A 23,845-nucleotide genomic window follows, 5' to 3' on the forward strand; every position below is an offset into this window, starting at 1 on the left:
TTCAAAAATCATACTTCTTCTCCATGGCGTATCGCAACAGTTCTCCCGCTCCGCTTAAACCTAGTTTGCGAATCATATTTTTACGATGGGTGTCCACTGTACTTTTTCCAATGAAGAGTTGATCAGCAATTTCATGGGAGGTTTTCCCTCTGCTGATCAAGCCCAGAATTTCTCGTTCCCGGGAGGACAAAACGCTTTTTGAAGTATTTTTTTCTGCGGTGGGCAAATGCAGTTTTTTATCAAAATACAGCTTCCCTTGGGCTACTGTGCGAATGGCCTCCAAAACCACCTGCAGGGAGGAGTTTTTTACAATATAACCCGAAGCACCTGCCTTCAGCATCTGCTCAATGGCCCCTTCTTGATCGAACATGGTAAAGGCGATGACTTTGGTTTTCGCATGATCTCGCTTTATAATTTTTGTGGCCGCAATGCCATCTATTTTAGGCATGCGAATGTCGCACAATACAATCTCGGGTGATTTCTTTTGTACCAATTCCAATAAGGCTTCCCCATCATTGGCATGCCCAATAATTTTAATATCGTCCTCGTATTCTAAGTAGGATTGGACACCATCGATCAAGGCTTGATGGTCTTCGGCTATGGCTACGGTTATCATATGGGTATATCTATTATTATGGAAGTTCCATTGCCAAGGGCACTATCAATGGTAAAATTCCCTTCTAAATGTTCTATGCGTTTTTCAATATTGCGAAGTCCAATACCGCTATCCGTTTCCCGAATGCTTGTAGGGTCAAAGCCTTTTCCATTGTCTTCAATCATAATGTTCAGGCTCTCTTCATGTTGGGTCAATTGAATACAGCCTTTGGAAGCTTCTGCATGTTTAATGATGTTGGTAACTATCTCTTGCACCATTCTAAAAATATTGAGTTCCAAAGAGTTTTCCATACGGTTTTCCAGGCCAAAATCGTGTACCGTCAATTGAATTTTATTGGTTTCGGATATGGTTCTGGCCATCCCCTGCAAGGCTCGCAACAGGCCTTGTTTAGCAATGACTCCCGAATTTTTTACATGGGAAATGCCCCGTATTTTTTGATAGGCTTCTTCCAAAAGTTTTGTCGCATGTTTAAATGAGGGATCTTCTTTATCTGTTTTTATGTTCTCTACATGCAGTTTAATGGTTGCCATTTTACTCCCCAGATCATCATGCAATTCATTAGCCACCCGCTGCCGTTCTTTTTCCTGACCAGCAATCATGGCATCAATGCTCAATAATTCCTGGTCTTTTAATAGGGTTTCTGTTTTTTGTTGTTCCAAAAGTGCTTGCTGTTCTGCCAGTTTGCGTTTTTTGGTGGAGTTTTTTTGGAGAAGTACGGCAATACCTGTTCCAAAAATCAAAACAGAAATTAATATTACCAGCCAGAAGAAATTTTGCTCCGCTTTATTTTTTATTATTAAATTTTGATTAGTTAATTCTAGGTTTTCACGTTCTTTCTCAGTAGTTCGATATTTAAGATTCAAGTTGGCAATTTCTAAGCTATTTTTGTCGTAACCCAATGAAACAATAATATCATCAGCTTTTTTCTTTTCTTCATATGCTTTTTTATACATTCTCATTCCCGCATAGTTATCTGCTCTATAATTTGCAATATAACTTTGATCTCTTTTAGGATCAGAAAAGCTTGAATACTCACTGGCAAGAGAAATATAATCAAGAGCTTTCTCAAAATTATTTTCACTAGTTTCAAAAAAAGAAAGATGTATTAAAGAACGAAATTTAACATATTTCAGGAAAGGTAAATCTTTAGTTAGGTGTACTGCTTTAGTATGAAACGAAATAGCTTTTACATTATCCTTAAAGTATTTATGCACTACGCCCATTGTAGAATAGTAATTTGGCCAAAACCTATGATTTTCAGGAAAACTTTCCATCAATTTCGCAAAGGAATTACAATCATCTCTTGTTATACTTGGTTTTTTACTAATTTCTCTTAAATGATAAAGAAATTTATTAATCATGAAATGATAACGATCTGTATCGTCTTTAATAAATGACTTGAAAAGATGTAAGAATTCTAAAACATCATCGTTCGATTGCGAAAATTCCCAATTATAAACTTGAATGATCGATAATAAAGAGAATTTGATAAGTGATTCATCGTTTAATTCATTAGAATGTATTAGAGCTTCTGAAAAAAAACGATAGGGCATTGATGTATAAGGATTTTTGTAAAGCGTATCATATCCTTTTGACAAAAGAGACAATACATTTTTTTTAGACCCCTCTATGTCTTGGGAGGCATAATCTATGTATACTTTAGAGGTATTTTGACCAGCTTCAAAAAGTATTCGAGATAATTGGATACATTCTAAGCCTAAAGTTTTATCTTCAAATTTTTTCGCAATTTCTGATGCCTTTTCAAAATTAAAACTGTTCAATTCTTCCATGAATTTTGTAAAAGAAGTTTTCTTATTTTCAGAGAAACTATACACGGAAAAACAGCTTAAGGCTATTATTAAAAATAGTATTTTAAATTTTCCACTCAAATTATTAAGTTATCTAATTATAATATTTTGAGATCTTGGACAAATAAGCCCTCCTTGTCCGCTACCAAAACCGTCATCATAATAATCCTCATTTGGCAAAGGCTTTCTATTTTCAAATTTCACTTTTACCTTATTTAAATCATATGGAGGTTTTTTTTCTTCTGGTTCCACTCCTTCTCGGTAATAAAATTCGTTATCAAAAACTTTGTGTCTTATAAGTGGACTTGTTGAATGTAATCTAGCCAATCGTCTATCGACTTCTATTTTATTACTTATTTGACAGTGCTTGCCATAGACGTCAGAAACTCTTTTTAAATAGAACTTGTTACTATTCCCCTCTACCTCAACTATTATTTTTCCTCCTATAACTTCACTTTTTGAGTTTTTTATTATTACATAACGAGCTCTTTTTAGCCCTATGTTTATTAATCCTTTGTAATTAAACAATCTCAATTCAATTTTTCTAAACGTATATCCTCCTTTCGCTTTTCTACTATTAGCAGTAAACCTTGCAAAAATCATAAAAAAAGTCCCATACAATTGACTTGCGTATATTGCTTGAAAATCATCTTTATTAGACAAATCTATATTTCCGATTACATTTGTTTTTTTAGCTGCTTCTCTCATATTAAGTAATAATTTAAGTTAATTATATTAGGTAATTTGAACTAATCCAGAACCAACATCTTGTAATTCCCAATCTGTACAACTCAAGACATTTTGTTTTAGAATCTTTAAAATTTCATCACATTTCGCTTTAGGTTTTTTTTCAAATAATAGAGCTAGAATACCTGAAACGAAAGCCGCAGCCATACTTGTTCCACTAAATATCATATTAGAACCAGTTTTAATTTTTGATTTGGTTGACCATGAAGAATAAATATTAGTAGCTGGGGCTACAAAATCAATCTTCTGTTTTAAATAAAGATTAGCTTGATTAGCCAATGAATAAACATCGTACTCTTCATTTATACCGCTTACCGCTATAGCACTTGGAGAATCAGACGGGCTTGCAATTGAGTAACACTCCATTCCACACAATGAATTAGTTCGAATACTATGATTTCCAACAGCGGCTACTGTAATACTTCCTTTGTTTTTTGCGTATTTAATAACTCTCTCGAAAACTTTATCATATTCTTTTCCATTATTTCGAATACCATAAGAAATGTTAATTACTTTACACTTATGCTTGACAGCCCATAAAATACCTCTAATAATATCAGCTTTGTATCCTCTTTTCTTTCTACTATCATCCAAAACTTTACAAGCATAAATATTACTTTTATAAGCTATACCATATCTTATCCCATCCGAATCTTTATATCCGCAAGCAATTCCGATACAATGCATTCCATGTCCGTTAAAATCCTGCGCTGTTTTACTTATAAAAGATTTTGTTATTATTTTCCTATTGGCAAATTGTTTATGAAATTTATCATAACCTGTATCTAAAATGGCAACATTAACCCCATCACCTGTTAAATTTGAATTCAAAACATTTACTCTTTGTATTCCCCAATTATTGGGTTCATCATCAGGTTTAGAAAACATATCTCTTTCGTCAACTTCAAATGATTCTTCATTTATAAATTCATATCCGATAAATTTCTCTCGTATTCCAAAACTACTAGGCACATTAACATTACCCACTAGAGCAACAGAAATTTCTTTAAATATGATTGCCTCATTTTTTTTTAAATTTTTAGATATAATATCTTCAGAAAGACTATCATAAAACTTATCAATTTTATAGGGTTTTAAACTTTTTTTTATATAATCCAAGGTTGCACCTTGTTCAAAGATTGCATACTTACGATTCATAAATCAAATATTTTATTAGTAAAAAATTCAAAATTCCTCTAATACTTTTACTTATAAAATCCCCACTCATAGGGATTTTTCCATAAAACAAACACGGGTAAGTAAAAACTGGTAAATAGAAAGGGGGCAGATGTCAGTAAAGTACTGATTTTTCATGAGATTAAAAACTTCAAATATCGATTTTATATCGTTTAGCATATAACACTACTTATTGTCCAAAACCAAAATCCCTAAAAATGGGGATTGCCCTTCATTGCGTTTTCTTCTAATTTTATACTATTCTAAAGTTCCTCCTGAATAATGGAATACTCCAAAGTAGTATTCAAGATGGCATACCTACAAAAACCACTAAAAACGTCAGGATGGAAACAAAACAATTGAACAATACCCTCAACAACCTCATTGGGCATTTAACATTGGATACGCCTGAAGAGCAGAAGAAATTTGATCGACTTACCAAGTCCTTATCACAATCTTCTTTGGAAGAGGAGTTGCAAGCTCCGGTTAAAACCTCCTTTAAATTCGAAAAATCGGATATCTTTTTTAAGGATAACATCAGGGGAACCCAGAAAAAAGCCATTCTTAATATCACCAAAAACCGAGAGAAGAAAAAAAGCAAAACACAATACAAAGTTTTCCGTAGGGAAGCGCCTATCAGGGAACACCTTTTGTACAATTCCATTGCCGATTGGGCCATTGGAGCCAGAGTGGATCATTCTTTAGGGCCTTTTAAAAATAAGGATGGACGGCAATTCTGGTACGACTTCTTTCCCATTGAAAAGAAAATTGCCTTATATATTCAAGGTGAAGCTCATCCCGTGCTCCTCTTTTCTATAAAACAGGGTAGAACCCTAACCCCAAATTTGAATGTTCCTATACGAGTCAATCCCTCAAAAACCTACACCTTAAATAAGGGCAGTATTTGGATCTTGTCCAAATTTCTTGCTCCTAATGCACCAACCGGAAAGTATACCGGGCTGACCATCAATAGTGGAAAAATCACTTTGAACAGTGCACCGCAATTGGTCAATGAAAAACTTACAGCTTCGGCCAATACGATGATTAAGGTACAGCTACAGTTAGACCAACCGGAAGTAGAAGATGCGGATAAAAACAGTCCTTACGGGGCTGATGCACGAAAGATGCAATTGGAACTTCCTAAAAAGCTCGCTTTTCATTTCTCCGGGAATGGCCGTAAAATTGATGCCGTATCCAATGCCAACTGGGGGCTTTATGGGCAAAAAATGGCTTTTGACTGGCAGGAAGACAAACAAGCCACCTACGATGCCATCATCCAACGTATTTATTTTTCTTTTAAAGCTTCCGAGCAAAAAATGAGCATTCTGGAGCATGGCTCTCCTTTCAACAGCTTGAAAAATGAGGCTAACCTCCAAAAAAGTGGTTGGGTACTTCCTGTAGCAGATATCGATATCACCCAGCCTTTGGCAGCGGAGGGAATAGGCGGCATTTTTGCACAAACCCAAAAAGGGATATCTACAACATGGCAAGGTATGGAAGGTGGCGGACTCTTATTGGGTGCCCCTGCTTTTCTGATCAGCCCAGGGCAGATTTTTTTATTGGATCTTTTGGCCGGAAACCCTCATGCACAGCATTCTTTAGATTTATGGAAAGATGAACTAAATCCTTTCGGGACTACGCTAACACTAGGTTTTACAGATAAAACATCATTTTACTATGCCAGTAATGCCAATGGCAATGAGTTGTTGATGACATTTACCAATGCCAAGCTAAATATAGATCGTCCGGTACGGGTAAATGGTACCCCACCAACTGTACGTTCCATGAACTCTTTATTGCTTATTGCCGTGAGTAAGGCCAATAAATTGATATACCTATTGGACGATAATCTTATTCTGGATGATGCCGAAATCACGAATGAAGATCCCTTTATTCCAGAACGCATGGCTTTTGCTATTAAAAATGCCTTATTTAAGGTGACGCAACCGAATGGGTGTCTCCTTTTTGGCACATTATCGGATACTTATACTAAAGTAGAACAAGGTTTCTTGTTTCTCACTTTTGGATTGTTCGCCTACATCCCTACCCTACCTGACCCATATGCGGCCAATCTAGGTATACTGCGTAGACAAATTCGGGGTAGGGAGGGCAATCCAACTACGGGCGCAGTAGCAAATCCCCAACAATTTACTGCTTGGTTGGTCTGCAGAGTTGCCTGGGATGTTCCACTAACCGCCGAAGAAAACGATCGGGTGGAGGTATCTTTCCATTTCGCACCTTTAAACAATCCTTTCGCCAGCATTTCTTTGGAAAGTCCAGAAGAAGATGCCCAAAACACAACTGCCATAGGTACGGGAATACACACCGACTCTGGTGTACATAGCGTCTCTCGATCAAGTACTCCCGTACCTTCTTTAGAAACTACCTCCAGAACCGATGCCTTTAGAGGCACATTGACCAACACCGACTTTAGCAATGAAACAGGGCGTGACGTACATACCGCTTCAGCCGCTGCTAGTTCGGATTTGCCGCGTTTACCCGATTATGAATCGCAATGGGATAAGGAAACGTCCAGATATCGTCGTGATCTCTTCGCCCTGTTGGATGTAAGTACCAATGCCGATCTTTTTGGGATTAGCTTTGATCTCCTTACCCGTCGGGATTTTCGTGTGACTACCGGCGTGAATGCCAATGGAGAAAACACTTCCAGTTTTTTTCCGGTTCAAGTGGTGGGCATGGAAGTGGTTAGCGCAGGGGCCAATGTAAAAGCTTTTACGGTTCCTCAAATTTCATGGGAGCCCGTATTTAACCTTACTCCTCAGGTACCCCCTCCAACGGGCCCTATTCCTGGGGATCCTGATTTTGGTTTTAATTATTATCCGAATGATGGAGGTCCTTCACATATTCTCAACAACAGTATGGAGCAAGTGGCTCTAGCTCCGCTTCCCATAACGGAGTTTTTGGTCAAAAAAAGGGCTGAAGACGATGATTTCCAGGCCCTATCATTTTTCACCCTTCCTTTTGGATTAAAGGCTGTGGCTTCTTTGGAACAACAATACGGTACAGGGAATGAAACTAGGGATGGTGGTGACATCAATCAGGAAGACATTCAGTTTGAAAATGAGGTGAAAAATGGTTTACAATTGCGATTGGATGCGGGAATGCCGCTGCGTGAAGGAGATAGCAAGATGTTTATGGGCACTACCGTACAGCTAAATAATATTCTTAATTTATTCGGAGGCACTACTGGCAATAGTACCCTAGGGGGAAGTGTTACTGAAATTTTTAACGGGGAGTTTTTCAATCCTCAACCGGGGCCCTTCAACCTTTTAAAAAATCGAGGAGTTCCCATGACCCGTATGGACATGAGTGGTTATGGGGCCAATATGTTTAGCAATTGGTTGAACACCAAAGCTGCCTTGGCCGAAACAAGTCAGGCAAAATTCGATATTTTCATGGGACGCTGTGCCCATGAGGTCATTCAGGTTAAGAGTATCGTATATCCCTGGGCCATAAAAGTAGTGCGAACCATTACTTTGTTTAGGGTGGCCAGTGGATATACCTATCGCTTTGATTCCGGTTGGCGGGCAGAGAGTGATGGGAAATTCGATTTCCGATACTTTGTTTTTGTGCCCAATCCGGCAAATCCCCCCGTACCTCCCTTAATAGCCGATGAAAGATCAACGGACTATGAAATACATCCTGGCCTTGTAAAAGGATTATACAATATCAGCAATATCACGGAAACTTCAGAAATCGAACCCTTTATAGATCAGCTGGTCATTGCGAATGGAGAACTTTATGTGGACGAAGATGGACGGGAAGTTACCAATACTACAGGAGGCAATTTAAGTTTTGAGGTTAAATTACAGCCACTCTATTTTGATGCAGATGTGGAAATAGAACATACTACCACAGGTTTTGTTTCCAAAAAAACGGCCGATGGAGAGAAGGATGTAGTCCCTTCCAAGCGTATCGTAGGCTTTGTTCAATTGGCTCCAAAAGGAATTCCTTTGAACAACGAGGCCTTAAAGCGACTTATTACACGCCAAGGTACTATTGGAGGGCCTTTGGATTGTGAGGTTGACCTTGCGGAGAGCACTCAAAAAATGCGCTTGAGTCGTTTTGACTTTAGCAATTCTTTTGGGAATAATGGTGTGGACCCCACTTTTGCCATCGCGGGTAGGGGAAATGTACTCCTGCCCAAAGACGGGAGTTGGAGTATGGTAAAGCACGAGCGTAGCACGGGTGATGTAAGTCCGGTACCCACCAATTTGAGCATTCCTGTAATCCGGGAAGGAAAAATTGTAAAGGATGTGGCCAACGATAGTGTAAAAGTAGAAAGCCCCCCAGGAGGTGCGCTTACACGAATAGCTGAGCCCACCGAACTCTTGCGAAATCCCGTGGACACTACTTTGAATTATGGATTCTTGCAAAGTACCGATACCCAAAAAGCCCTATTCTTGACCCCTTCCTTTAAACAGGGAGATAAGAAATTGTTGAGTAAAACACCTCCTCTATTTGTGGATGCTTTTCGTATTGTAAATTCCAAAGGTATTTTTCCCAACATAGGCGATGCAACAAATTTTATAGGAGACACTATCGGCGAGGCCGTTCTCATGAAAAAGAATGGAGGCTTCCCTTTTGACACCAGCAGCTTACAAGATTTGGGACAGGATGTTTTTGAATTGATGGACATCCAGGATACCATAGATGGTGTAAAGCAACAAGGACTACAGCTATTGCACAATCCCGAAGAAGTATTTGATTTGCCCACCGAATTTGAACTTATTGATGTAGGCGATGGCAATTTTAGGATTTACATTGAGTACGCCAAGACCGATAATAATGGTGGTGTAGAAGAAGCCGGTTCTCTGGAATTTGATATCAATTCCGTGGCCAAGAGCTGGAAAAGTAAAATGAACAACATAGGCTTGGTCATTGATTTGGCCGGAATAAAGCGCTTGATGACCATACGCGGGAATTGGGATTCCAAAAATGGGGAAGAAGCCAGTTACCCTCAACCAGAATTAAAATTTTCTCCTGAACTCCAACCTCTGGTAGATCTATTGGAAATTCTACAGAGCTTACAAAGTGGTGATTATGGGGCGGCCATTGGCAAGGGGTTAAAGTTGGCCATGAGCAATAAAGCGGGCAGTTGGGAATATAAATTTGAGGCATCCAAAGAAATTCCGGTCTTGCGATTTCCTGTACCTGATGCCGTATATAATGACCCCAATACTCCCTTTAAACTGGAATGTGGCCTCACCATTGGCGCTTATTTCAACGCAGCTTTAAAAGTCACCACGGATGCCAATGAACTCTTGCCCAGTGCGGGTGGTTCTCTTGGTTTCTATGCACGACTCTCGGTAATGTGCGTTTCCATTTCTGCAGCTACCATATATGCGATTGGACAAGCTAACGTAGCTATTGCCGCAGATACCAAAATAGGTCCTTCCCTACGCATGAAGTTTGGTTTTGGCGCCCAGATCGTTATTGGGTTGCCAGTAGCCGGGAACGTTAGCGTGCTCTTTGTAGTGGGGGCCGAGATTTTTATCGCCTCCGGCATCGTTGAAGTATCTGCCTTTTTACTCTTTGAAGGTCATGCTGAAATTTTAGGAGGTATCGTAGCCATAACCATTCGTATTGAAGCAAAAGGAACCTACACTAAAAAAGCCATTGGAACTGGGTCCCGCACCGACCTTGAATGTCAGGTCACTTTTGGTCTGGACATCAGTATTGCCTTTATCATTAACATAAGTTTTTCCGAATCCTGGTCAGAACAACGCCAGATCGCTTAAGTAAAGAAATTGATTATGACACCGAATCAGAGATTATCCATAATGACATTTCCACAATTTTTTGATGGAAATCAACTTCATGTGAATATTGTAGTACTTCCGCGAGATCACAATCCCCTTAATCCAATCATCATTGGGGGTGATGCCCCTATTCCTGATAGTACAGTGGCTTTTGCCGATGCCAATTTTTCATTTAATGCACAACTCTTGCAAGGGTTCGGAACACATCCACTTCCACAACCACAGGCATTGAACCTTGGCGTTCCTCTAACTACGGAAAATCCAGGGAATCCCAGAGCGATTTTTGAAGCTATGGGTAATCATTTCCAAATTTTCGATGCCACCATGGAAAATTCCAATATAAATCTTCAAAACATTCCCAAGGAACGACAATTTGAAGATGCCCGTCCCAGAGCAGTATCGGTAAGCAAATACCTTCCAAAAAGTTATAGAAACGCTACCCATTTCACGGCTCCCAGGACCAAAAATGCGGTCACGGACGACAGCTATCACTGTGCAGTGAAGGCGGCTAAGTTCTATGCCGGTTTTAAGCGCAGTCCTGACATTGTGAGTTGGGGAAAAGTTTTTGCCCATATGCTGCGTCAACCGCTGTTGGCCAGAGCTGCCGGATTTATATACTCTACGACCCTTCCCATAGATGCCAATAGTTTTCCGGATGGGGGTTATCTTTATATCGATCTGGCCGAGGGCAGTAGTTACAGTCCCCAGCAGGCGGCGGATGCTTCTTTTATCAAAAGCTATGCGGCCAGAATTCCGGCCTTGACTCCGGGGGAACCACGTCAGGTTTTCGCTCCTATGCTGTACCCTGTATTAGCCATACACGATGGTAATTATGACGAGTTATTCCAGGAAACCGCAGAATTTGACGATGGTTTTGCCAAAATTGTGCATTGCCATCAACCGCCACATCGGAATCCGTTGGAAGAAGAAGCCGATGGGTCCTATCCTACCAAGGAAACCGGCATTCACTTCTCCTGGAACGATCAACAAATATTGATTTGGTACATGCGTCAATTGATGATAGATTCTTCAGTGGCAGGACCTTCCCAACGTTTGGATGCGCCTTTAGGTATCCTAGGATATCACATTGATGTTCGCCAATTGGCCGATGCCGGAGATCCTGAAAATCCTTGGGAGTCACTGAATCGCGTCAGCAGTAGGCAACCTTTAACCTTAGCCCGAAATCCACTGAACCCAGGAGAGCGTATTGAATTGGGGAGTTTTGAAGGGGAACTCCCCTATCAAGTATATCCTACCCAATTGGACGGCACGGAGCAAGTTACCGGACAATTACAGACCTACTGGCTTCCCATGTATTTTGCAAATTGGAACGGACATAGCATGGTATTGCCCAACGAAGATGCTGCCACTATCTATCAAACTACGAATGCCAATGTAGACTCAGATCCTTTTGGCACTCCGGTTTTTGATCAAGATGGAAATCCGGTGTTGGATGAAAATGGCATTCAACGGACCACAGGAACCGGGGTCACCGGTGCTGCGCAAAATCAATTGAATCAAATGTACATCGCCGGAGCTATTTCTGCCCAATTGCGCTATGGAAGCAGCTATCAGTTCAGAATTCGAATGCAAGACATTAGTGGTGGTGCACCCAGTATTGATCAAAATCCTATCCATGATACCCCTTCCGATATCGCTACCTGTAATTTCAAAAGATATATTGCACCTATTCAACCTAGAATTCAGGAAATAGAGGCACTACAAACCGATGATGAAAATGTAGAACATCCTATCCTCAGCACGGACGGACCTTCGGAACTTAACGAGCTGAATATTAGACGGCCCAAACTAGGATTTCCAGCAGTAGCTTACACGGACAAGTATGCCGATCCGGTCCAACGGCTTTTAAATCAATCTAACCTAGGACTTCAGCCCGATCTGGCCAATGCGGAACATCGTGTGGGTCTTGGTATTGCCGATCCTGATGTTTACGCCATAGAAATTACTGTGGAAATAGAAACCCTAAAACTAGATAAGCTTGAAAGTGTAAACGGGAAAGAAGATTATGTACATTTATATACGACACGTAGAACCTTCCCTCCTATTGCCAACGATGATGATTATGAAGCCAACCTTAACATTCCCATACAATATGTAGATATACAGGGCCCGGACAAGGTTTTGAATTTAGGGAACGAATTGAATCTGGCACAGGATTTAGGCCTAGCCGATACCATTGACAATCTATCGGAACTCGTTCTTCCTACGGCCCGCATGGCACGATTAACCATTCGTGCGGTGTGCGAAGATAAAGCTACACCTAGTGAAACCAATGCGTATTATGGTGTCATTGACGAGGCCAATACCCAGTTGGATGTGCGTTATGGGGAAGCTTTTAGTATACAACTGTACAAAGCTTCGGAAGACGAAACCAATTTATTGGTACAGACCGCAGGAGTACCGCAACTACAGGGAATCTATATGCAGCCTGATGTTCAAAATGTATTTGATGGAAAAGTCAGTACACTTCTTTTTGGGAAGCAAAATACCAGGGTCTTGAACAATGTACAACAATTGGCCGATCAACTGGATCTGGAAAGCACCGGACTTACGCTCACTGGAGCTAAAGGCAAACGGGTAGTATTTGGCTGCTCTAGTCGTATTCGTCATACACTGTCGCCCGACGGATCATCGATCACTTTTGCTTCTAAAAGTGACTTGATCAACCATTGGTTATGTTGTGTAAGCGTTGAAATTGATCGAGATTGGATGTGGGATGCCCTAAAAACAGATGCATTCCTCGTTAATAGGACCTATGGCTTTACCCATGACGAGCAACCCTTGGCGACCAATGCCGAAATTGGTCGTATTAAAATGATTCGTACCGCCTCTTTTGAGGCCTTGGATGGACCGCAACGCAATTCCACCAGAATCGTATTCATTGATGCCGTAGAGCCAAAAAAAGAGGCCCAAGGCAATGTTCCTCTATTTCCGGATACCATTGATGTACGTTATACCCTTGAGCCCAATTTCAAAGAAAATCATGCCCAACAACAAGACAACCCAGAGGCATTGGCCATGACCTTACCCATTACGACCCCTCCAGCGCAAGTGCCAAAAATTGTCTCTGCAGGGATGGCATTATCTCCCTATGTACGTGATGAGAAATACACTTCATCGGAATCGCGAAAACGTTTCTTATGGATCGAGTTTGAAGAAGAAGTGGCAGATCCTCAAGACACCTACTTTGCCCGAGTATTGGCCAATGCACCCGATCAGTTGATCAGCAATAATCATCCCTCATTATTTATTGCTCCGGAAGAGCCGCCTTTACCCCTCGATCCAGAACAAATTCGTATTATTTCGCCAGCTTCATCCAATGATCTAGCGGGTCTTAATGCCATGCAACCTATGATCAAAAGTACCTCTAGTAATCGTCATTACATTTTACCTTTGCCCCCAGGCCTGCATGCCAACAGCGATGAAATGTTTGGTTTCTTCACCTATGAGTTCAGAGTGGGACACTTTGAACGCCCGGCAGAAGATAGCAACGCGGAGCCTCAAAAAGTGTGGACCACTGGACAAGGACGCTATGGAAGACGATTGAAATCGCAGGGTATCCAACACCCTGCACCTACCTTAACTTGTATGACCAATAGGGATGAAGATAAATTGTGGGTTACCGCTCCTTATGCCGTTGCGGTACATGATGGCAAAAATGTGACGGCAGATCCACCAAGAACAGAATTATGGGCGCTACTATATGCGCAGGTCAAGCAAGCAGATAATGCCGATTATAGAAATATCCTACTGGACGACCGTCCTCTGGATTGGAGAATACAAATAGAGACCGATAAAACAGTAAATGTATTTGAACGCTATTCGGAGAACGAATTGCAGTTGTTGAATAATATCACCGTAAAAACATTAAAAACCAATGTTTCTATTGCCCAGACCGGAAACCTATTGAAATTGGTAGATTTCAGTAAAAAGAACAAGAGTTCCACCAAATACGGGACTACGGTATGGAGCAACGAAGAAATTGCGAAACTCTTGGCAATTTGTGGTCTGCCCCAGGATGCCTCCCTAAGCGTAATCGTTGTTGAAACCCTGCCTCAAATTACCAATATCTTTGAGCACATGACCAATTTGCAACAGTTCGGAACCGCTCAAGCTGCTGCTGATTTCATGGATAACAATCAAAAAATTGCTTTTGATCGGGAGCATAAAAAACGATTTGGAGCAAGGGAAGGAGTAAGTACGTCCCAAGCAGCTAGGAAGCCCAGCCCCGTAAGCGACCAATTAGGGCATCATAGAATTATGCGGACCTCCCCCTTAACGAAGGTGCCAGAAGTGTGTTGTACGGATTGTTAACGTAATTTTGAACCATTATATATTTCGATAAGGTGATCAAAAACAAGAATGTCTGTTCGAGTGTTTTTTTGTAATGCAATGAAAGAAAAACGTATCGAGAACTTTTTAAAACGAAAAAAACAGTGCTCACATTACTTCTCGATATATTTTTTACTTCGTTCCCCTTCGTAAAAAACACTCGAAGTGACTCTCGAAATACCAACAAAAAACATAGGAGTCCAGTCGAACGATCTTGTTTCGGACTACGGTGAAAAAACAAAATAGCACTTTGGCAAGTGCATCAGAACTATGGGGAACCCAATTTTCTACATTAAAAGCAAATGTGCAATCTAAAGTTCCATTACTTTGGACGCCTTTTTGATCAGTTGGGCCGTATTCTTTACCTTAAACTTTTCAATGAGATGCTTTCTATGGGATATGGCCGTATGGTTACTGATAAAAAGTTGGTCCGCAATCTCTTTGGAAGAATAGCCCTCGGCAATCAATTTCAATACCTCTTCTTCCCTTGGGGATATCATCTTTGTTTGCAAATGCGTTTCCTTGGGAAACCCTTGACCTTGACTTCCGTTTAAACAATGTTCAATACGCTCTTTATCCGTAGTATCCAAAAAGTAGTTTATAATCAACGTATGGTCCCCCAGCATATAGCGCATCAACTCATGTCTTACACTAAGTATGGTATTTGAAGCGTTTATAATATGATAGTTCAGGGGAATACTACTTCCACTAGCATCAGGGTGAAGCAATGGGAGTAACTTTAATCGAACTCCTTCCAACTCTGTTGGACAGATACGGGAAAACCAAAAATCCCAACCTTCATCCAAAAGTCGGGCACTATAGTGTCCAAGGTTTCGTTTAAAAGATCGGTTGAAATATAGAAACTGTTTTTTCTCTATCACATAAATGCCCACCATTAGGTGCTTTGAAAAATCGCAGACTTCAAAAATTTTCGAAAGTTTTGACGAACAGCTACGCTCACTTCCATTGGAAGTAAAAGACGTTAGAAAATCATACTTTTCCACTGATTCCATTTGGGGCTTGGAGTTCTCTTTACTTAAAAATAAAAAAGATTCTTTTTCACCTCCTCCATATTGTATGATTCGTGTATTTTTTTGTGTAAATGGTGTGTTTTTATCACGCACAACATACTAATTAACAGTATATTAACTAAAATATACAAAAAACTAACCTCCCTTTTTAAATGAGAAATTGCCCCTTATATAACAACATTAGGATATAAAGGGCAAGCGTATTAAAAATAGTTCTTTAAGAAACACTTGTTCGACTAAGAAGTTCCTTTTTGCAAGAAATAAGCTTTTTCTTTGCCTTCGGCATCCTTATATTTTATTTCCAATTTAGATTCTACAAGATGTTCTACTCCTTTTGTGCGGGCCAAATCCAAGAAATAAATACCCAAAGCCTTAATACAAAACTGATGCTTCCACCCATCTTGCATTGCATTAAACGTACTTTTGATGACCTTATCGTATTTCGGATCATTGCTGAGAATGGCCCCTAGTAGGCGTTCCAATCCATTGGAAAAGTTTTTTACTTGCCTTGCTGGTTTATTGATCCGAATAATTCCTCCGAACCAAACATTATCTCCTTCCCCAGTAGTTCCGGACTCATTCACATAATTCCCTTCAAATTTGCTCAATCGAGCATCTTTGGTCCTAAAATAGCGCTCTGCCAAATCTGTATAAAATTTAAAATCAGCTCCTTTAGGCGTTGCGCTAAAGCTTTCACTCTTAAAGTAGGTATTCCATAATTCCCCATAAGCCCTTGCCCTAAGACTAGGATCCGAACGGAATTTTGAAAGTTGGTCAAAAGGCATTGCTTTCCCAAAGGCATTGGCCAAAAAAGCAATATGACGATCAGGTTGCTGCAACATCATGTGATGTAATACATGCTTTAAAGCATCAATGGCCTCAGGAGTTACGTTAAGTTGATATGAAAAACGAATGTCTTTTACTTTAGACCTGTTTCCCAATAAACTCCATAAACTCTCGGTTTGCTCCCCAAAAGAAGTTTCTGGAACAATATTCCATAATTGGGCCAAATCTACCAATTTCATCAAACGTTCCTTTCTGCTTTTACTAAACCATTTTTTCTCTCGGTGTTCCAGAAAAAATGAAAACCCATAATCGAAATTTGCAGCTCCCGGTTGTTTCATAAAGTCCTCCATTCCCACGTTAAAAGCCACCCAATAATCATCGCCAAAGCCCCCTAAATCTCCCGCTTCTTTATATTTTCGCATTCCTTTATACGATACCTTTTCCAATAGTTCCCCATTATCAATGGTTTTTTGGGATTCTGATTCCAATTCTTTCTTATCCGTACCTCCCACTTTGTATTTCCCGATTCCAAAGGACAATCCCCATTCCTGGGTTGTTTTTAAGGTGGCTTCCTCTAGGTATTCCTGAACTTTTATTTTAGCGGCGTTTGCAGGTTTAACCGCTAAATCCACCAACGGAAGCGAATTGAATAAAATCAGGTCCTTATGGGTTTTTGTTAGGATATCCTCGGTGATTTCAGCTTTTAAGAGCACCTTTCTCGTGCTTATTCTTGCGTATTCATAATTGAACCCTGCTTTTATTTTTGTTTCTGCCGCCTTCTCAAAACCATCTTTCAGTTCTTTTCGCAGCCCCGCCAATTTTTTTGCCAGTCCCCCCAATTTATCCAACTCATCCTCCAATTTTAATTTGTCTATGAGGAAATTGGCTATTTTCTGTTCCTTTTGTCCTAAATCCAAAATCCCGAGATTATCTGCAGAGAAATCAGCCAATTTTTTTTCAAAAGCAGCAAGTTCTTCATCATCCAAAGTGGTAATCTGCTCTAGAATAGCATCTAATTTTTCATCGAGGAACTTAGAGAGTACCTTAGGGTTTTTCAAGGAAACTTCCAATCCTAAATCCACGCTACCTTTAAGATCTTTCGATACAGCAGATTTTACGTAGACGATATATTTCTTCGAGGTTTGCTTTACAAATACGAGTTCATAAGCTCCTTTAACTGCGAAATCCACTCCAATTTTTGCCCCAAGATTAGCTTCTATAGTCAATACTTCTTCCGATCCAATATAGGTGGACAATCCCGTCAATCCGGCAGAAATCACATCGGAAAATTCAAATTTCAGGCTTACACCCAATTTGGCATCGCTGACCACAGCTACGGCTTCCCCTACTTTGAGTTTTTTTAATTGGGGCAGGAAATACACAAAAGGCATGTTTTGAATATCGGCCAGTAAGGCATCTTTTACTTTTTCTCCTTTGGTGTGTTTTAGATAAGCAATGGTTTTTAAATTTGCACCACTTTCAATCCCAAATTCTAATTTTCCGGCAGGCACGCTTGCGCCCAAACTAACCCCAAAGGCTAGGGAATGTTTCAAGACAGGATTATTGACGTTCAGAGGAACCAATGTGGCTTTTCCATCTTTTTTCCCCAAGATACCATCCTCATCTTTATCCTTTTCCTCATTGAACAATTGCGTACTATGGGAAACATTGGCGCTGCTTTTCAATTTTAAACTGCTACTATCTACTTCAATGGGGATCAAAGGAGGTAATTTGTACTCCAGAACTTCCTTTATAGCTGCCGGATCACCCAGATTTTCATTGATGCCCAATTTATCCAATTGTAACTTTTCTAAAAAGGCTTTGGCTGTCGTACCTGTTTTTTTTAAAATGTCCATTCTTGTGTTTCGTTATTTTGTTTGTGTGTCATTTTTAATCCATTTACATACCCATGTATTTTAATAACCCTCTGCCTGCCTATGGGTCGAGACCTCACTTTTCTTTCGATGTAGTATCTACATCGAAAATCATTAAAATTAAATGGGAAAAACATCCCCATCCATGTGTATTTTTTCCATCATCCTAAAAGTAAGTAAAAGATGGCTGTATTTCAGGGGGAAGATGTCAGTAAATTATGAATAATTTGCTAGAATTAAAAATATTTAAGGGTGTATCACAGTACAATTACCCAAAAATTTCCTTCCAAAATACAGTTAAAACGCCCACTCCTAAAAATCACGAACTACCAAGGGGATTTCCGTAAAGAAACCAAAGGGTTCCCGTAAGGAAATAGTGCCTAGGATATCTAGGTTTGTTGCATAAATCTAAAATATTGAAATCATGAAAAAATCAATCGTTGCTACAATGCTTTTTATCTTTCTGTTCCATTTAAATATTTTGCATGGACAGGAAATATCCAATGTCGGCGCCTTAGGCGTCGGCGTTCAGGCCACTAGTCTAAACTATGGTATAAGTGGGCGTTATAACCTTACCGAAGTCCATGGTGTACAGGCCATCATAGGAAGTGCAAATTATGGTTTAGGGGGCAGTGTCAATGCCTTTACTTTTTCAGGACGATATCTTTATAGTTTCCCGGGGGAGAATTCAAATCTCCGGCCTTATGGTTTTGGCCAATTGGGATTCTGGACGGTGAAATTCAATGATTCTTTCTTTGGCTCCAATTTTAATGAAAGTTCCACCTCCTTGGCCTATGGTTTTGGCGGCGGTGTGGAATACGCCTTTACTGGATTGGAAAAACTAGGTTTTAATATTGAGGCAGGCTATGGTGGGGGATCCTTTTCCGGTGGCTTCAGTTATTCCGGAGTCTTTTTTGGAGGAGGAGTGCATTACTATTTTGATTTATGATTTTTTGAGTAGTGGGTTAGTTTGATTATTTTTCTTGTTGGGCTCGGCATTCTTCCTGTTTGTCGGGCTCATTTTATGGAAAACCGTATTGCGGTTTTCCTCAAAAAATGTACTTTCAACATCTTAAAAGAAAGAAAATCAACCAACTGACTGCCGCGCATGCCCTTGAAAAGAAGCATTTTTATTGTCTTTGCCTTACTCTGTGTTGTAGGCCTGTTGATCTACAATTTCGGTTTTACGGATATTCTGGTAGGAATCTATAGTTTTTCCTCTTTTTCTTTCGTCTACTTTCTGGCCAAATTTCTTTTCCCCACCCTTTTTTCTAAAATCACTCAAAAATTACGGCAATTTTTAGGTATCAAAAGCAAACGTGCTAAAAAACTTGTCCCAGAATACACTTTTGATAAAAAACAATTTGTCTTAAACAATTTAAAGGACCAAGTGTATAAACTTTGTGAAGCTCCGCTACGGATTATTGAGGAGACCGAGGTAAAATATATTCGAAAGCTCCATTGGAAATACCATAAGGCCACTGGCGAAATCATTAAATTGAGCGGGGCCCTATCGGAAGTTGTCCCCGCTATGGCCAAATTTGGCCCCAAAAGCTTTGTGGTATATGGAAAACCCGGAGTGGGAAAGACTTCGGCCATCTATGAATATCTAAAAACGTCTCTGGAATCCCTTGACAACACAGCTGAAAAAGAAGAAAAAGATCTTGTGCCCGTTTATTTTTCCCTATCCTCATGGAAAAAAAACCAATCCATAAAGGAGTGGTTGATACAAGAATTTAAACGTATTTATCATGTAGACAAAATTCCTGCGGAATACTTTTTGAGCAAACATAAGGTATTTCCCTTTTTGGATGGCCTCGATCAAATGGGCAACGATTATCGGGAAAAGTGCTTCTTTCAAATCTATCAATACACTAGGCACAATCCATTGGGGATTACCTCCAGGCCCGATGCTTTTAAGGAGAGTATCGCTTTTTTGAAAAAAAAGAAGATCAACACTCAAAATATCTTCAACGTTTTTGAATTGCGCCCCCTTTCCTTAGTACAGGTACGGGACATTACAAAACAGCTGCCCACAAAGGATACTTTTCAGGAATTGTTTGACAAAAGTCCTCGACTGAAGAGTTTAGCGCGTTATCCTATGGTCCTACAAATCATTTGCATCATTATTGAAGATCTGGATGCCAAGGATATTGCCTCCTTTGAACAAGAGGATGATCGTAGTATTTTTAACAAACTTTGGAAAAAGTACGATGCCCATATCTTTAAAACTGATCAATACCTCAACTATGACCAGCATCCGTATACGCCAAAAAAAATGCGGAATTGGTTAAAGAACATGGCACACCAAGACGATGCTTTTTTTATTGAGGAATTGCAGCCCTTGTTCCTATCCACAAAATTAATGCGCCTTAACTATTATCTCTTGTCCAGGATTCTCGGAGCCTTCCTTCTATCGGTGGCTGCAGGATTTTTCATGTCAGACCCCTTTGACTTTTGGGGTGCCGCCCTTATTTCTGCTTTTACCATAGTGAGCGTAATCTGGTTGAGCAGGTCGTATAAAAGAAAAAAAGGCAAAGAGATTTTCACCAATTTAGATGCGGCACTTCGGTATAAAAAGAACACGAGCTTAGGAAATTCCTTAGGAGCTGTATTTTTGTTCTTAATTCCTTTGATCATCAGTTTGGGGGCTTACTTCGGTTTTTCTACCCCCAGATCCCCCGAATTTGCGGGAGAATTGCAACTCAATGGTTTATTTTCCATTACCGAGGCCATTGTAGGCTTGCTGATTGCCATTTTAATGGGATTGTTTTTTGGCATACGATCCCGTTGGCAAAAAGTGGATATTGATATACGATCGGTGGAACGCATACGAAGAGATTGGCGGAATTTTTTTAAATACGGTATCCTTGGAGGGCTTTCCCTTGGCCTCTTTCTAATTCCATTATTGTATATCTTCAAGCGAATGACTGGAAATTCGATCTTTAATATCTGGCTACAGGAAAAGTTATATATTGAAAATAGTTATCTCTTTGCTTTTTGTGCCGGTGCCGGCCTAGGCTTTTTCCTGATCGGTCTAACCGGTTACCTCAATGACAATGATACGCTTTTGGCCAAAAGCAAAAAAAAGGCCCAAAAGAGCAGACCTAATTTTGGGATTCGCAAATCCTTTAAGAATGCCTTGAAATCCGGATTTCTGTCCATTATCGTAATGACCCTCTTATTTGGCACCGTAATTGGCGGACTGGAGGGAGAAATTACGTCTACCATCAAAGCGGTCAAAGTTGGAATCGCCTTTGGTATTTTGGGTTTTGTATGGTTCGGAGGACTCGATGTATTGAGCCATTATGTCCTTAGGGCACTAGTTTTTTTAGACAATTCGGGACCTTTAAACTACACCCGCTTTTTGGAAGAGGCAGCCCATCTTCGCTTTATCAAAGCAGTAGGCTCTGGCTATGAATTTACCCACCCTACGCTAAAGGATTATTTTGCTCAAGAGGATTTTGGTACGTTAAAACGAAAATCCTTGAAAAAGTGGGTTGTACCCTTGTTCTGTTTTATAGTAAGCATTCCCCTTGCCTATAGCATTTTTCAACGTTTTTACAATGACCCGCATTGGTCTGACCCCCATGGTTTTGAAATTAACCTTCAAACGCCATATTTGAGAAAAGTATCCGGGAAACCCCAAATGTTGGTGGCACAAAATATAGAATCCGGCGCGCTTAGGCAGTTACAATTCAATGCCCAAGGAAGAATCCGAACCGGCACCTTCGTAGGCTATGTTTCGGCGGGAGGGACCGAGGCTGCCTTTTTGGGCATGGGGATAGGAAATACTTATGATTATCCAGAATTGTATCCTGTAAATCATGGCGCGCTGGCCATCTCCAAAAAAGGAACTCCTAAGTGGCACGACTTCCCTGAAGAAGATGTTTACGGGCTCTTTGAAACACAACGTAAGCTATTGCTCAATATCTCAAATAGTGATACCTTGGTATTGAAAATAAACGATCGGGAATGGCAGAACAATACCGGAAAATTTCTTGTTAAGGTCATGGATGTCCCTAAAACCAGAAAAAAGATGCACATCATTTCCCATAGAGGTGCAGCAGGTCTAGCTCCTGAAAACTCATTGGAAGCCATTCAAAAGGGTCTTGCCCTTGGTGCGGATAAAATTGAAATAGATATTCACCAAACGCAAGATGGGACCCTTGTTTTAATGCATGATAAAAAAGTAAATCGAACTACCAACGGAAAAGGGTTTATCAAAAACCAAGATTTTAATACCCTAAGAAGTTTGGAGTTGAAAACTTCCCAAGGAAATACGGACCTTCCCTTGCGTATTCCTAGTTTAAAAGAAGTATTGGAACTTGTTCGTCCTTACGAAGAGACCAAGCTATTGATCGAGGTTAAAAACTCCAGATCATATCCTGGTTTGGCCAAAAACCTGGTTGATTTGATCAAAGCCTACAATCTTACGAATCGCGTGGAAATCCTATCTTTTGATCAAAAATTCATTCAAGAATTTAAGAAAACCTATCCGGAATTTTATACAGGTATTTTTGTTTTTGGTCCTTTAGACTACAACACTATTAAGGGGATAGATGCCATAGGTGTGTATTACCATAGTCTTTTGCTGTTTCCCTCCTTCCAAAAAAAACTACGGGAAAAAGGCTATCAAATCTATGCTTGGAATGTAAACTCGCAACGCTCAATGCAACGTTTATTGGATCAGGAAATAGATGCCATTATCACTGATTACCCCGATGTACTAAAGACCGCTATGGGTAGATAAAAAGACCTTATATCTCATCGAAGGGTTCATCGCCCTTTCCTTCTCCGTCCGGTCTTTCTTCGGTAATATCAAGAGTCTCATCAAAATCATCATAAAATGCGGAAAGAACTTCTGTCTTTAAATCGTCGAATTGGGGAGTAGTCATAAAGAATAAGGCAATACCACCAAGAATACGATAAATAAATGAAGAACGTTTTCTTTTTTTCTTTTCTTCCTCTAAACGTTTTTCAATATAGCCCTCTAGCTCTTCCTTCAGTTCCTGCGTTCCCAATTTTTCCCGCAACTCCTTAAAGCGATTGTCCAACATCTTGTCCACAAAGGATTCCAGGGATTTGTATTGCAATTCGTAAAGCAACAACTCCAAACCCTCAATATATTCCTGCCGTAATTGTATTTTTTTAGGTTGGTCAAAAACTTGTTTTATCATCCTATCAGAAGGGGTACATGTTTCGTAATAGTCCAGTACTTCTTCCTTTTTTAATTGACCATGCTTGTACTGGACCAATTCGAGGAAAGTTCCGGGATTTCCTCCATAATAAAATAAGGTTAGTCCATCCAGTGTTTTTCTGCTGGGAACCACTAAACTATCTTCATACGTATTGGTTTCCAGAGCTTTGCGCAAATCAAATGCCCGTTGAAGTGTTCTTGAACTAATTTTAAATCCTAGTTCTTCCAAAGCTACAACCATATCCTCAAGGTCCAACACATCATTATCGGCCTGTAAGATGGCATCTGTTAAAAAAACAAATTCTGGTAGAAAGCCTTTAGTGAGTTTAGTGATTGTTTCCATACTCAAATGTACTTAAAAAGCTAACATGTTCTAAAAAAGAGAACCAACATCTCTTGACATCATCCGACATGTCCGAACTCGTCCCCGGATGTCCCATACCCTGTAAGATAAAGGTGATCTTGCAGTGT

The 23,845-nt window shown here is 40.0% G+C and carries 11 protein-coding genes; 4 read left to right on the forward strand and 7 right to left on the reverse strand.

The window, feature by feature from the left end; translation table 11 throughout:
- Position 1: 1 nt before the first annotated feature.
- The 4 genes from ACEXOE_RS02380 to ACEXOE_RS02395 all read right to left on the reverse strand — a co-directional run bounded on the left by ACEXOE_RS02380 (position 2) and on the right by ACEXOE_RS02395 (position 4,329).
- Positions 2-616 carry a response regulator gene (locus ACEXOE_RS02380; protein WP_394747126.1) on the reverse strand — a complete coding sequence of 205 codons (615 nt, stop codon included), beginning with the start codon at positions 614-616 and terminating at the stop codon, positions 2-4.
- Positions 613-2,406 carry a sensor histidine kinase gene (locus tag ACEXOE_RS02385; RefSeq protein ID WP_394747127.1) on the reverse strand — a complete coding sequence of 598 codons (1,794 nt, stop codon included), beginning with the start codon at positions 2,404-2,406 and terminating at the stop codon, positions 613-615. Before ACEXOE_RS02385 ends, ACEXOE_RS02380 begins: the two co-directional genes overlap by 4 nt.
- 108 nt (positions 2,407-2,514) lie before the next feature.
- Positions 2,515-3,132 (reverse strand): hypothetical protein, encoded by a 618-nt coding sequence (locus ACEXOE_RS02390; protein ID WP_394747128.1) that lies wholly within the window; start codon positions 3,130-3,132, stop codon positions 2,515-2,517.
- Between the two features lie 27 nt (positions 3,133-3,159).
- Complete coding sequence (locus tag ACEXOE_RS02395) at positions 3,160-4,329, reverse strand: S8 family peptidase (protein ID WP_394747129.1); 1,170 nt, start codon at positions 4,327-4,329, stop codon at positions 3,160-3,162.
- Positions 4,330-4,691: 362 nt separating this feature from the next.
- Between ACEXOE_RS02395 and ACEXOE_RS02400 the strand changes: the two genes are divergently transcribed.
- Both ACEXOE_RS02400 and ACEXOE_RS02405 read left to right on the forward strand, forming a co-directional pair.
- Positions 4,692-10,109 (forward strand): hypothetical protein, encoded by a 5,418-nt coding sequence (locus ACEXOE_RS02400; protein ID WP_394747130.1) that lies wholly within the window; start codon positions 4,692-4,694, stop codon positions 10,107-10,109.
- A 15-nt stretch (positions 10,110-10,124) separates the two neighbouring features.
- Positions 10,125-14,465 (forward strand): hypothetical protein, encoded by a 4,341-nt coding sequence (locus tag ACEXOE_RS02405; RefSeq protein WP_394747131.1) that lies wholly within the window; start codon positions 10,125-10,127, stop codon positions 14,463-14,465.
- 329 nt (positions 14,466-14,794) lie between these two features.
- Here ACEXOE_RS02405 and ACEXOE_RS02410 read toward each other — a convergent pair whose 3' ends face one another.
- Positions 14,795-15,607, reverse strand: coding sequence for a response regulator transcription factor (locus ACEXOE_RS02410; protein WP_394747132.1), 813 nt, complete (start codon positions 15,605-15,607; stop codon positions 14,795-14,797).
- 143 nt (positions 15,608-15,750) lie between these two features.
- Entirely contained in the window at positions 15,751-18,156 is a 2,406-nt protein-coding gene (locus ACEXOE_RS02415) for a hypothetical protein (RefSeq protein WP_394747133.1), read from the reverse strand.
- Positions 18,157-18,598: 442 nt separating this feature from the next.
- On the opposite strand from ACEXOE_RS02415, the gene ACEXOE_RS02420 reads away from it, so the two are divergent.
- Both ACEXOE_RS02420 and ACEXOE_RS02425 read left to right on the forward strand, forming a co-directional pair.
- Positions 18,599-19,123 (forward strand): outer membrane protein, encoded by a 525-nt coding sequence (locus tag ACEXOE_RS02420; protein ID WP_394747134.1) that lies wholly within the window; start codon positions 18,599-18,601, stop codon positions 19,121-19,123.
- A 159-nt stretch (positions 19,124-19,282) separates the two neighbouring features.
- The gene (locus ACEXOE_RS02425) at positions 19,283-22,927 is read left to right on the forward strand and encodes a glycerophosphodiester phosphodiesterase family protein (RefSeq protein ID WP_394747135.1); all 3,645 of its coding nucleotides are present in this window, start codon (positions 19,283-19,285) and stop codon (positions 22,925-22,927) included.
- Positions 22,928-22,934: 7 nt separating this feature from the next.
- Here ACEXOE_RS02425 and ACEXOE_RS02430 read toward each other — a convergent pair whose 3' ends face one another.
- Entirely contained in the window at positions 22,935-23,717 is a 783-nt protein-coding gene (locus tag ACEXOE_RS02430; protein ID WP_394747136.1) for a hypothetical protein, read from the reverse strand.
- Positions 23,718-23,845 lie beyond the last annotated feature (128 nt).

It is taken from the genome of Spongiimicrobium salis, assembly GCF_043678055.1.
GTDB classification, from domain to species: domain Bacteria; phylum Bacteroidota; class Bacteroidia; order Flavobacteriales; family Flavobacteriaceae; genus Spongiimicrobium; species Spongiimicrobium salis.